The sequence below is a fragment of the Actinomadura meridiana genome, from assembly GCF_039537545.1.
In the GTDB taxonomy this organism is placed as follows: Bacteria; Actinomycetota; Actinomycetes; order Streptosporangiales; family Streptosporangiaceae; genus Spirillospora; species Spirillospora meridiana.
In genome coordinates this window covers 512538-526055 of sequence record NZ_BAABAS010000006.1, presented here as the reverse complement: position 1 = coordinate 526055, position 13518 = coordinate 512538, and the positions used below count along the sequence as shown (strand labels likewise).

General features: G+C 71.7%; 6 protein-coding genes. 2 read left to right on the top strand and 4 right to left on the bottom strand.

Annotation, left to right across the window (positions count from 1 at the left end):
- Window position 1: 1 nt before the first annotated feature.
- The 3 genes from narH to ABD808_RS15590 form a co-directional block, all read right to left on the bottom strand.
- On the bottom strand, window positions 2–1744 hold the full coding sequence (narH, locus tag ABD808_RS15600; protein ID WP_344896655.1) for a nitrate reductase subunit beta: 1743 nt from the start codon (window positions 1742–1744) through the stop codon (window positions 2–4).
- Between the two features lies 1 nt (window position 1745).
- Entirely contained in the window at window positions 1746–5459 is a 3714-nt protein-coding gene (locus tag ABD808_RS15595) for a nitrate reductase subunit alpha (RefSeq protein WP_344896652.1), read from the bottom strand.
- Between the two features lie 98 nt (window positions 5460–5557).
- A complete protein-coding gene (locus ABD808_RS15590) occupies window positions 5558–5707 on the bottom strand; it encodes a hypothetical protein (RefSeq protein WP_344896649.1) in 150 nt (49 codons plus the stop codon).
- Window positions 5708–6075: 368 nt separating this feature from the next.
- Between ABD808_RS15590 and ABD808_RS15585 the strand changes: the two genes are divergently transcribed.
- Window positions 6076–7275 (top strand): RNA polymerase sigma factor, encoded by a 1200-nt coding sequence (locus tag ABD808_RS15585; protein WP_344896646.1) that lies wholly within the window; start codon window positions 6076–6078, stop codon window positions 7273–7275.
- 145 nt (window positions 7276–7420) lie between these two features.
- Here the strand turns inward: ABD808_RS15585 and ABD808_RS15580 are convergent, their stop codons facing one another.
- Entirely contained in the window at window positions 7421–7774 is a 354-nt protein-coding gene (locus ABD808_RS15580) for a hypothetical protein (protein WP_344896643.1), read from the bottom strand.
- 197 nt (window positions 7775–7971) lie between these two features.
- On the opposite strand from ABD808_RS15580, the gene ABD808_RS15575 reads away from it, so the two are divergent.
- Complete coding sequence (locus ABD808_RS15575) at window positions 7972–13461, top strand: ATP-binding protein (RefSeq protein WP_344896640.1); 5490 nt, start codon at window positions 7972–7974, stop codon at window positions 13459–13461.
- Window positions 13462–13518 lie beyond the last annotated feature (57 nt).

Sequence of the window (13518 nt, the reverse complement as noted above, 5' to 3'; positions counted from 1 at the left end):
CTCACGGCTTGGGCTCCGTTTCGGCGTGGCCGGAGTCGGCGGGCGGGTTCGTGCCGTCCGGCCCTGGCTCCTGGTCCTCGGTCCGTTGCGGGAACAGCCCGGCGGGGGTTCCCTTGCCGTCCCAGTTGAGGAGGTTGACGCGGTGCCGCTTGTCGGTGGGGTCGGTCGGGCGGTCGGACGTCTGCCGTTGCCGCAGCATGTGGAAGTTCTCCACGGCGATGGGGTTCGCGCCGCCGGACCCTTCTCCGAACGGTCCCGAGCCCCCGGCGGCGCCGGAGCCGCCCATGCCGGGCCCGCCCTCGTAGTCCAGCGCGCAGTCGGTGGCGAGTTCTTCGAGGTCGTGGGCCTGTTCGGCGTGCGCGGTGGGGATGACGTACCGCTCGTCGTACTTGGCGAGCGCCAGCAACCGGTACATCTCGTACATCGCCTCGCCGGTCATGCCGACGCCGGACGGGATCGCCTCGTCGGCGTCACGGCCCAGGTTGAGGTCGCGCATGTAGGACCGCATCGCGGCGAGGCGGCGCAGGACGGCGTCGACCGGCGCGATGTCCCCAGCGGTGAACAGCTCGGCGAGGTACTCGACGGGGATGCGCAGCGCGTCGATCGCGGCGAACAGGTTCCCGGCGTCCTCGGCGTCATGTCCGGTGTCGCGGACGACGTCCACGACCGGTGACAGCGGCGGGATGTACCAGACCATCGGCATCGTCCGGTACTCCGGGTGCAGGGGCAGCGCCACCTTGTAGGTGTTGATGAGCGCGTAGACCGGAGACCGCTGCGCCGCCTCGATCCAGTCGTCGGGGATGCCCTCGCGTTCGGCTGCCGCGACGACCGCCGGGTCGTTCGGGTTGAGGAACACCTCGCGTTGCGCCTCGTACAGGCCGGTGTCATCAGGGGTGGACGCGGCTTCGAGGACCTTGTCGGCGTCGTAGAGCATCAGGCCGATGTAGCGCAGCCGTCCGACGCAGGTCTCCGAGCAGACGGTGGGGATGCCGACCTCGATGCGCGGGAAGCAGAACGTGCACTTCTCCGCCTTGCCGGTGCGGTGGTTGAAGTACATCTTCTTGTACGGGCAGCCCGACACGCACATCCGCCAGCCCCGGCATCGGTCCTGGTCGACGAGGACGATGCCGTCCTCGGTGCGCTTGTAGATGGCGCCAGATGGGCACGACGCCGCGCACGACGGGTTCAGGCAGTGTTCACAGATCCGGGGCAGATAGAACATGAAGGTCTGGTCGAACTCCAGCTTCACCTTGTCGGAGATCTGCTTGAGCAGGACGTCCCGGTCGCCGTGCTCGATGGACCCGCCGAGGTCGTCGTCCCAGTTCGCCGACCACGACACCTTCATGTCCTTGCCGGACAGTAGCGACTTCGGCCGCGCGACCGGCGTGTGCTCCTGGAGTGGCGCGTCGGTGAGGGTCTCGTAGTCGTAGGTCCAGGGCTCGTAGTAGTCGGCCATGCCCGGGAGCTTCGGGTTGGCGAAGATGGTGAGCAGCTTGCGGATGCGTCCGCCGCCCTTGAGGGCCAAGCGGCCGCATCGGTTGAGCGTCCAGCCGCCGCGCCAGCGCTCCTGGTCCTCGTACCGGCGCGGATAGCCCTGCCCGGGACGAGTCTCAACGTTGTTGAACCACACGTACTCCACGCCCGAACGGTTCGTCCACGCCTGCTTGCAAGTGACGGAGCACGTGTGGCACCCGATGCACTTGTCGAGGTTCATCACCATCGCCATCTGGGCCATGACGCGCATGTCAGTACTCCACGTCCTGCGAGCGGCGGCGGATCACGGTGATCTCGTCACGCTGGTTGCCGGTCGGGCCGAGATAGTTGAACGCGAACGACAGTTGCGCGTACCCGCCGATCAGATGGGACGGCTTGATCAGCAGCCGGGTCAGCGAGTTGTGGATGCCGCCGCGCCGTCCGGACGTCTCCGAACGCGGCACGTCGATCAGCTTGTCCTGCGCGTGGTACATGTACACCGTCCCGGCGGGCATCCGGTGCGTGACGATCGCGCGGGCGACCACGACGCCGTTGCGGTTGACCGCCTCGATCCAGTCGTTGTCGCGCACGCCGATCTTGGCGGCGTCCGTCCCGCTCATCCAGATCACCGGGCCGCCGCGCGACAGCGACAGCATGAACAGGTTGTCCTGGTACTCCGAGTGGATCGACCACTTGTTGTGCGGAGTGAGGTACCGGACGGTCAGTCCCAGTTCGCCCGTCTCCCCGAGTTCGGGTTCGCCGAACAGCGCGTGCATGTTCAGGGGTGGCCGGAATGTGGGGAGCTGCTCGCCCAGCTCGGCCATCCAGTCGTGGTCGAGATAGAAGTGCTGCCGTCCGGTGAGGGTGTGCCACGGTTTGAGCCGCTCGACGTTGATCGTGAAGGGCGAGTAGCGACGTCCGCCGCTCTCCGACCCCGACCACTCCGGCGACGTGATGACCGGGACGGGGCTCGCCTGCGTGTCGGCGAACGTGATCCGTTTGCCCTCGTGCTCGGCGGCGAGGTCCGCGAGCCGCGTGCCGGTGCGGCGCTCCACGGCACGGAACCCCTGGGTGGCGAGCCGCCCGTTGGTCGTGCCGGAGAAGGCGAGGATCATCTCGCAGGCGTGGACGTCGCGGCGCAGCGACGGGCGGCCGTCCGCCGGTCCGCCGCGCACGGCGCCGTTCTTGTCGCGCAGGTAGTCGACCTGGTCGGCCAGGTCGAACGTGACGCCCTTGGTGGTCGCGCCGAGCCGTTCGGCGAGCGGGCCGAGCGCGGCCATCTTCGCCGCGACCGCCGGGTAGTCGCGCTCCACCGTCACCAGCTTCGGCATCGTCACGCCCGGGACGGGTTCGACCTCACCGTCGGCCCAGTCGGCGACGCGGCCGTGCGGGACGGCCATCTCGTCCGGCGTGTCGTGCAGGAGCGGCACCGCGACGACGTCCTTGCGGACGCCGAGTCTCCCCTCTGCGAGACGGCTGAACTGGACCGCGATGTCCTGGAACGCGCGCCAGTCGCTGCGGGTCTGCCACGGCGGACCGATCGCCGGGTTGAACGAGTGCACGAACGGGTGCATGTCGGTGGTGCTCAGGTCGTGCTTCTCGTACCAGGTCGCTGCCGGGAGCACGACGTCGGAGTAGATCGTGGTGCTGGTCATCCGGAAGTCGAGCGAGAGCAGCAGGTCGAGCTTGCCGGTCGGGGCCTCGTCCCGCCAGACGACCTCCTTCGGCCGCAGCTCCGGCGGGGTCTCGTCGGCGCGGACGGCGTCGGCCGCGCCGAGCAGGTGCCGCAGGAAGTACTCGTTACCTTTCGCGGACGAGCCGAGCAGGTTCGACCGCCACACCGTCAGCACGCGCGGCACGTTCTCCGGGGCGTCGGGATCCTGGCAGGCGAACTTGAGGCGGCCCGCCTTCAACTCGCCCACGATGTGCTCGCCGATCGGCGTCCCCACTGCCTCCGCTTCGTCGGCGAGGTCCAGGGGGTTGCGGTCGAACGTGGGGTAGGACGGCATCCAGCCGAGCCGTGCCGCCTGCGCGATCACGTCGGCGGTGGAGCGTCCGGCGAACCGGCCGCCGCCGTTCGCCGCCGACCCTGCGGCCGACAAGGTGGCCGCGTCGAACTGGTCGTAGCGGAACTGGTCGGTGTGCAGGTAGAAGAACGCGGTGCCGATCATCTGCCGGGGCGGACGGGACCAGTCCAGCGCGCCCGCGAGCTGCGCCCACCCGGTCAGCGGGCGGCACTTCTCCTGCCCGACGTAGTGCGCCCAGCCGCCGCCGTTCACGCCCTGGCAGCCGGTCAGCGTCGTCAGCGCCAGGAACGCCCGGTAGATCGTGTCGGAGTGGAACCAGTGGTTCGTGCCCGCGCCCATGATGATCATGGAGCGGCCGCGCGACTCCTCGGCGTTGGCGGCGAACTCGCGGCCGATCCGCTCGGCGGCCCGCGCCGGGACGCCCGTGAAGGTCTCCTGCCAGGCGGGCGTGCCGGGCTCGGCGGCGTCGTCGTACCCGGACGGCCACGCGCCGGGCAGCCCGTCCCGTCCGACGCCGTACTGGGCGAGGAGCAGGTCGTAGACGGTCGTGACCAGGTGGCCGCCGACGTCGCGGACCGGGACGCCGCGCCGGAGCGTTCCCGGCGTCCCGTCGACGGCGTCGAACCGGGCCAACTCGACCTCGACGGCCCTGCCGCCCTCCCCGCCCGCGACGGTCAGCAGCGGGTCGGCATCGCCCAGGTCCAGGTTCCAGCGGCCCTCGCCGGACTCGCCGTACCGGAACCCCAGCGACCCGTTCGGAACGAGCGGATGCCCGGTCTCCGCGTCCAGAACGACGGTTTTGAACGCGGCGTTCTCCGACCCCGCCTCGGCGCCCGGCAGGTCGGCGGCGGTGAGGAACTTCCCGGGGACGTGGACGCCGTCGCGCTCCTCCAACCGCACCAGGAACGGCAGGTCGCTGTACCGCTTCACGTAGTCGGTGAAGTACGGCACCTGCCGGTCGACGAAGAACTCCTTGAGGATGACGTGGCCCATCGCCATCGCGAGCGCGCCGTCCGTGCCCGGCTGCGCGGCCAACCACTCGTCGGCGAACTTGACGTTGTCGGCGTAGTCCGGGGAGACCGCCACGACCTTCTGGCCCCGATAGCGGGCCTCGGTCATCCAGTGCGCGTCCGGCGTCCGCGTCACCGGCAGGTTGGAACCCCACATGATCAGGTACCCGGCGTCCCACCAGTCGCCCGACTCGGGCACGTCGGTCTGGTCGCCGAACACCTGCGGGGACGCCACCGGAAGGTCGGCGTACCAGTCGTAGAACGACAGCATCGTCCCGCCGATCAGCGACACGAACCGGGCGCCCGACGCGTGCGACACCATCGACATCGCCGGGATCGGGGAGAACCCCGCGATCCGGTCGGGGCCGTACTCGGCGATCGTATGGACGTGCGCGGCCGCGATGATCTCCGTGGCCTCGTCCCAGGAGGCGCGCACCAGCCCGCCGCGTCCCCGCGCCGACCTGTACTTCCGCGCGCGCTCCGGATCGGACACGATCTCCCGCCACGCCGCCACCGGGTCGCCCGTCCGCGCCCGCGCCTCCCGGTACATCTCCAGCAGCACGCCGCGCACGTACGGATACCGGACGCGCGTCGGCGAGTAGGTGTACCAGGAGAAGGACGCGCCACGCGGACAGCCGCGCGGCTCGTACTCGGGCCGGTCGGCGCCGACCGACGGGTAGTCGGTCTGCTGCGCCTCCCAGGTGATGATGCCGTCCTTGACGTACACCTTCCACGAACAGGACCCGGTGCAGTTCACCCCGTGGGTCGACCGCACCACCTTGTCGTGCGACCAGCGGTCGCGGTAGAAGGCGTCCGCCTGCCGCCCGCCGGTCCTGGTCATCGTCCGCAGGTCGGGCGACACCCGGGCCTTGGTGAAGTACCGGCGCGTGCTCACCAGCGCGTCCTCCAGCGGCCCGTCCAGCCCCGGTCGGCCCTTGGTCGAACTCACTCAGGATTCCCTTCGTCGGCTTCCGCGGTTCTCACCCTGACGGAGGCTCCTAACCACCGACAAGGGCCGTTGGTCCCTGGCCACGGCACCCTCCCTGATCACCCGGCGGCGGCGCGGCCGACCGTCAGGCGAATTCCGTTCGGTCCCGTGATCGTCGCGTGATGGGGCGCCGGATCGCGAATCGCGTCTACCGCGAAGAAAAATGGAACGTTCAGGAACGCGGCGCGCCGGGCCGTCACGGTGCCCACATCCGGACGCCACGGGCCTTCTGACCTGCCATCCTTCAAATGATCTTGGAGAGCGCGGCGGGGGTGCCGGACGGGGCGTCCGCGACCAGGCGCAGGCCGCCGTCAGGGCAGCGTCAATTCCGGTGATGACCTGCACAAACGCACCGATCGGACGGAGTCTCCCATCACGGTTCGGCTAATGCCGCCGAACATGACAGGTCACAATCAGTGCCTTACGCTGGGTCGAATTATCTACGTCTCAGAGGTCATTCACTTTTCATCCGCCATACATTTGCACTAGAGTCCCGTGCCCAGGCGTGCCGCGGCCGCCCCCGCTCCTGTCCGCTCTCCGAACGGCTGCTCCCACGGCCACCTCACCAGGAGGTCACATGCCTGGGGACTTGGAAACCCTTTACGACGCCCACGCCCACCGCCTCTACGCGCACTGCTGGTCGCTGCTCGGCGACCACGGCGCGCCCGACGCGTTCAAGGACGTGTTCACCGAAGCGATGCGGCGTCCCCCGCGCGGCGAAACGGTGCTCTTCCTGCACCAACTCGTCCGCACGGTCTGCACTCAGCGAGGCGCGTTCGACGCGCGTCACCGCCTCGCCCAGAACGTCACCGACCCGTTGTTGAACGCGGCGAGCGACCTGCCCGCCGAATACCGCGAGGCGCTGCTGCTCTACGCGGGCGAATGGCTGGACGTCAACGACCTCGCCCGCGTCCTCGCCGTCTCCCCGGACGACGTGCGCAGGCTCCTGCACAAGGCGCGCACCACGCTGGAAAGCAGCGTCCTGGACGCCCTGATGCGCGGCACCGCCGACGCCGCCGACCACATGGACGTCATCGCGGCGTTCGAGCAGGGGCGGCTCCCGCACCTGCTCGCCCGCCGCGCGCCCGCCTGGGCGCCCGCCCCGCTGCGCGACCACGTGGTCGCCGTGGCGGACGACCCGCTCGACCGGCTCGACGGCGTGCTCACCGAACCCGAGACCGCGACCGGCCCGCTCGTCGTGATCGGCCCGGACACCGGCCCCGGCGCCGACCCGGCGCGGGACCGCAGCCGTCGCCGCAGGGCCCTCATCAAGGGCGTCGGCGGCGTGGCCGGAGTCGCGGCCTCCGTCACGGTCGGCCTGCTGATGACCTGGCCCTCCCCGGGCGAGGGCACGGCGAACGCCCTCGGGCCGCACGGCGGCAACAACCTGCCGGGCCCCGCCCCCGCGGGCGGCATGACCAGCAAGGCGGGCGTCCCGGACCGTCCGGTGGACGTGCCACGGGCCGGCGTCCCGGCACCGGACCCGGCGCCGACGTCGGGCGCCACCACCCCGGTCAACGAGCGGCCCGGCAGCCCCGGCGGCGGCACGACCGGCCGGACGACGCCGCCACCGCCGAGCGACCCGTCCACCCCGCCCCCCACCACTCCCCCGACCGACACGCGGGAGGACCCGGGGACGCCCTCTCCGAACCCGACCGAGCAGCCGCCGACCGAGCAGCCGCCCGAAGACGGGTCGCGCACGGAGGGCCCGCTCGACCCCGTCACCGACGTCATCGGGCACGTCACCTCCCCCATCCTCGGGGGCCTGGCGGGCTGACGGACCATCACACAAGGGGGCGTGCCCGCGGCGCGCCCCCTTGTTCTTGTCAGGGCGCTGTCACGGCACTGCCACGGCGCTGTCACGGCGCTGCCACGGCGCTGCCACGGGCCTGTCGTGGGATCCAGAGTCACGGGATCGGGCGTCAGGGAATCCAGCCGTCGGCGCGGGCCTCGTCGAGCGCCTGTTCGGCCTCGCGGCTGTCGAGCATCTCCAAGCCGCGGACGGCCCAGAACCGCAGCGACTCGTCGTCGCTCCGCGCCTGGTCGCGGAACAGGTCGAGCGCCGTCGCGGACCGCGCCTCGGCGATGAGTTCGAGCAGGCGGCAGCGCAGACCATGATCGTCGACATGATCACGGCGCCCGGCGGTGAACTCCGTGACCAGGTCGTCGACATAGGCGTCGGCGTGTTCGCGGAGGAAGTCGAAGCCGTCCTCGCGGGCCTTCGGCTCGTCCGCCCGCATGCGCTCCATGGCGTGTTCGAACCGGCGCCGCGACATGTCCCGACCCTACCGCCGCCGTCCGACACCGGGACGGGCCGGACGCGGCTTTGCACGTTTCCCACAACTCGAGCCGCTCAGTGTGCGATGTCTCCGATATGGCGCCGGACGGTCGTACGCGGAAAGGTGAACATCATCGCCGGGGGTCGCCCCGTGTCCCGGTGCGCGCATCGTCGTCTACTGGAGGGCTCGATCCGGTGTTCAGTCGTGTCGCCATCGTCAACCGCGGTGAGGCCGCCATGCGCCTCATCCACGCCGTACGGGACATCGCCGCGGAGACCGGGACGCGGATCGAGACGGTGGCTCTGCACACCGACGTCGACCGCGCCGCCACCTTCGTCCGCGAGGCCGACCTGTCCTATGACCTGGGTCCCGCGTCCGCCCGCCCCTACCTCGACCTGGAGGTGCTGGAGCGCGCGCTCGTCGAGTCGGGCGCCGACGCCGCCTGGGTGGGCTGGGGCTTCGTCGCCGAGGACCCGGCGTTCGCTGAGCTGTGCGACCGCATCGGCGTGACCTTCGTCGGGCCGAGCGCGGACGCCATGCGCAAGCTCGGCGACAAGATCGGCGCCAAGCTGATCGCCGAGGAGGTCGGGGTGCCGGTCGCGCCGTGGAGCCGCGGCCCGGTCGAGAGCCTGGACGCCGCGCTGAGCGCCGCCGAGCGGATCGGCTACCCGCTGATGCTGAAGGCCACGGCGGGCGGCGGCGGACGCGGCATCCGCGTGATCACCGACGGCGCCGAGCTGGCCGACGCCTACGAGCGCACCAGCCAGGAGGCCGCCCGCGCGTTCGGCAGCGGCGTCGTGTTCCTGGAACGGCTCGTCACCGGCGCCCGGCACGTCGAGGTCCAGGTGATCGCGGACGGTCAGGGCACCGCGTGGGCGCTCGGCGTCCGCGACTGCTCGGTGCAGCGCCGCAACCAGAAGGTCATCGAGGAGTCGTCCTCGCCGGTGCTGTCCGCCGAGCAGGCCGCCGAGCTGAAGGAGTCCGCCGAGCGGCTCGCCGTCGCGGTCGGCTACCGGGGCGCGGCGACCGTCGAGTTCCTGTACCACCCCGGCGACCGGCTGTTCGCGTTCCTCGAGGTCAACACCCGGCTCCAGGTCGAGCACCCGATCACCGAGGCCACCACCGGGTTCGACCTGGTCAAGGCGCAGCTGTTCGTCGCGTCCGGCGGACGGCTGGACGGCTCGCCGCCGCCCGAGCGCGGGCACGCCATCGAGGCCCGGCTCAACGCCGAGGACCCGGACCGCGACTTCGCGCCGTCCCCGGGCCGCATCGCGCGCCTCGACCTGCCCGCCGGGCCCGGCGTCCGGGTCGACACCGGCGTCCGCGAGGGCGACGTCATCCCCGCCGACTTCGACTCGATGATCGCCAAGATCATCGCGTACGGCCGCGACCGGGACGAGGCGCTCGGCAGGCTGCGCCGGGCGATGGCGCAGACCACCGTGATCATCGAGGGCGGCGCGACGAACAAGAGCTTCGTGCTCGACCTGCTCGACCGGCCCGAGGTGATCGACGGCAGCGCCGACACCGGCTGGATCGACCGCGTCCGCGGCGAGGGCGAGCTGGTCTCGCACCGGCACTCGGCGGTCGCGCTGGCCGCCGCCGCCATCGAGGCGTACGAGGAGGAGGAGCGCGCCGAGCGGCAGCGGCTGCTGTCCACGGCGTTCGGCGGGCGTCCCCAGGTCCAGCACGAGAGCGGCCGCCCGCTCGACCTCAAGCTGCGCGGCGCCACCTACCGGCTGCGCGTCGCGCGGGTCGGCGCGCACCGGTTCCGCGTCGGCGTGGAGGCGGGCGGCGAGGTCCGCACCGCCGTCGTCGAACTCGACCGCTTCGACCGGCACACCGGGCAGATCGTCGTGAACGGCGCCCGGTACCGGCTCCTCACCGGCACGCACGGGCCCGTCCACCTGGTCGAGGTCGACGGCGTCACGCACCGGGTCAGCCGGGACGAGGGCGGCGTCGTCCGCTCCCCCGCGCCCGCGCTGGTCGTCGCCACGCCGCTGAAGCCCGGCGCCGAGGTCGAGGCGGGCGCGCCCGTCCTGGTGCTGGAGAGCATGAAGATGGAGACGGTGCTGCGGGCGCCGTTCAGGGCGCGGCTGAAGGAATGCGTCGTGTCCGTCGGCAGCCAGGTCGAGACCGGCGCGCCGCTGCTGCGCCTCGAACCGCTCGCCGACGACACCGAGGACGCCGACGACGCCGAGGTCGGGGCCGTCGAGCTCGACCTGCCCGCCGCGTCCGAGGTGCTCTCGGCGCGCGAACGCGCCGCCCTCGGCCAGCAGGACCTGCGCGGCCTGCTGCTCGGCTTCGACGTCGACCCGCACGACGAGCGCCGGGTCCTGGACGGCTACCTCGCCGCCCGCCGCGAGGCCGCCGCCGACGGCGACCGGCAGCTGACCGGCGAACTGGAACTCCTCGACGTGTTCACCGACCTCGCCGAGCTGGGCCGCAACCGGCCCGCCAGGAGCGACGCCGGCAAGGACGGCGGCGACGGCAGCCACGTGCACAGCGCCCGCGAGTACTTCCACACCTATCTCCAGAGCCTCGACGTCGACCGGGCGGGGGTCCCCGAGGCGTTCCAGGACCGGCTCGCCAAGGCGCTCGGGCACTACGGCGTCACCGGCCTCGACCGCTCGCCGGAGCTGGAGGCCGCCGTGTTCCGGATCTTCCTCGCGCAGCAGCGGTCGGCCGCCGACGCCAGGGCCGTCGCGACACTGCTGCGGGCCTGGCTGCGCGAGCCGCCGCCGGACCAGCCGCTGCACGAGCCCATCGGGTTCGCGCTGGAACGGCTCGTCGCGGCGACGCAGGTCCGTTTCCCGATGGTCGCCGACCTGGCGCGCGGCGTGGTGTTCTCCTGGTTCGCCCAGCCGCTGCTGCGCCGCAACCGCGCCCGCGTGTACGCCGACGTCCGCAAGCACCTGCGCCATCTGGACGCGAACCCGGACGCGCCCGACCGCGCCGAGCGCGTCGCGGAGATGGTGCGCAGCACCGAGCCGCTGGTGCGGCTGCTCAGCAGGCGGCTCGACCGGCACGACCGCGACAACGCGGTCCTGCTGGAGGTGCTGACCCGGCGCTACTACGGCAACAAGGGCCTGACCGGCGTCCGCACCCGCGAGGTCGGGGGCTGCGAGTTCGTGATCGCCGAGCGCGCGGGCTCGACGGTCGTCTCCACCGCCGTCGGCTTCGACGCGCTGGACGGCGCGCTGCGCGGCCTCGACGAGTTGGTCACCAACGACGAGGCGGGGACCGACGCCGACATCTACCTCTCCTGGGAGAACCAGCCGGACGACTTCGACGCGATGGCGGCCGCGTTGCAGGAGGCCCTCAACGCGAGGCCGCTGCCGGAGCGGATCCGCAGGATCACCACCACGGTCGCGGGCAGCGGCGGCGCGGTGATGCACCACCACTTCACTTTCCGCCCGGCGACGACCGGGATGGCGGAGGAGCGGCTGATCCGGGGCCTGCACCCGTACATCGCGCAGCGGATGCAGATGGAGCGGCTGGGCAAGTTCGACCTGACCCGGCTGCCGTCCGCCGACGAGGAGGTCTACCTCTTCCAGTGCGCGGCGCGGGAGAACCCGTCCGACGAGCGTCTCGCCGCGTTCGCGCAGGTCCGCAACCTGACCGAGCTGCGCGACCACGACGGCAGGCTGCTCGCGCTGCCGACCGCCGAGTACACCATCGCCGCGTGCCTCGACTCGATCCGGCGGGCGCGGGAGCGGCGGCCGTCCAAGAAGCGCTTCAACACCAACCGGATCGTCGTGTACGTGTGGCCGCCGAGCGGCATCACCCGCGCCGAGCTGGAGATGATCGCCGAGCGCGTGCTGCCGACGACCGACGGCGCCGGGCTCGAGGAGATCCTGTTCATCGCGCGGCAGCGCCACTCGCGGACCGGCGAGCTGCACAAGATCGCCGTGCGGGTCTCGTTCGACGCGACCGGGGGCACCGCGCTGACCGTCGGCGAGCCGTCGGACGAGCCTGTCGAGCCCATCGACGACTACAGGCAGAAGGTGCTGCGCGCGAGCAGCCGCAACACGGTGTACCCGTACGAGCTGACGGGCCTGCTCGGCGACTTCGTCGAACACGACCTCGACGAAGTCGCCGAACAGCCCCACGCGCTGGTGCCGGTCGACCGGCCGAAGGGACGCAACACCGCCGCGATGGTCGCGGGCGTGGTCTCCACGCGGACCCGGCGACACCGCGAAGGCGTCAAGCGGGTCGTGCTCCTCGGCGACCCGACCAAGTCCCTGGGCGCGTTGTCGGAGCCGGAGTGCCGCCGCGTGATCGCCGCTCTCGACCTGGCCGAGCGGATGCGGGTGCCGGTCGAGTGGTACGCGCTGTCCTCGGGCGCCCGGATCTCCATGGAGTCGGGCACCGAGAACATGGACTGGATCGCCGCCGCGCTCAAGCGGATCGTCGAGTTCACCCAGGACGGCGGCGAGATCAACATCGTGGTCACCGGCATCAACGTCGGCGCCCAGCCGTACTGGAACGCCGAAGCGACCATGCTCATGCACACCAAGGGCATCCTGGTCATGACCCCCGACTCGGCGATGGTGCTGACCGGGAAGCAGGCCCTGGACTTCTCCGGCGGCGTCTCGGCCGAGGACAACTTCGGCATCGGCGGCTACGACCGGGTCATGGGCCCCAACGGCCAAGCCCAGTACTGGGCGCCGAACCTGGCCGCCGCGCGTGACGTGTTGATGGCCCACTACGACCACACCTACATCGCGCCTGGGGAGACCGCCCCGCGTCGCGCCCGCACCTCCGACCCGGTCGACCGGGATGTGCGGGAGTTCCCGCACACGGTGGAGGGCAGCGACTTCACCACCGTCGGGGACATCTTCTCCGCCCGCACCAACCCCGACCGCAAGAAGCCGTTCGACATCCGCACCGTGATGCGCGCCCTCACCGACCAGGACCACCCCGTCCTGGAACGCTGGGCCGCGATGGCCGACGCCGACACCGCCGTCGTCCACGACGCCCACCTGGGCGGCATCCCGATCTGCCTGCTCGGCATCGAGTCGTTGGCCGTGCCGCGGCGCGGGTTCCCGCCCACCGACGGGCCCGCGACCTACACCGCCGGGACGTTGTTCCCGCAGTCGTCGAAGAAGGCGGCGCGGGCGATCAACGCCGCCTCCGGCAACCGGCCGCTGGTCGTGCTGGCCAACCTGTCCGGGTTCGACGGCTCGCCCGAATCCATGCGCAAACTCCAGCTCGAATATGGCGCCGAGATCGGCCGGGCCATCGTCAACTTCCAAGGGCCGATCGTCTTCTGTGTCATCTCCCGCTACCACGGTGGCGCCTTCGTGGTGTTCTCCAAGGCCCTCAACCCGCACATGACCGTCCTGGCCATCGACGGCTCCTTCGCCTCCGTCCTCGGCGGCGCGCCCGCAGCCGCCGTGGTCTTCGCCCGTGACGTCGACACCCGCACCGCCGCCGACCGGCGCGTCCGCGACCTGGAGGCCAGGGTCGCGGCGGCCACCGGCGCCGACCGCGCCGCGCTGACCGCCGAGCTCGACGAGCTCCGCGCGTCGGTGCACGCGGTGAAGCTGGGCGAGGTGGCCGCGGAGTTCGACCGCGTCCACGACATCCGGCGCGCGGTCGAGGTCGGTTCCGTGGACGCCGTCATCGGCGCCGCCGAGCTGCGGCCGCGGATCATCGAGGCCATCGAGGCCCACCTGGACTGACGTCCCGGCCCGCTCCCCGGCCCGGCGGCGCGTGACGGTGGGTGCGCGCCCGGTAAC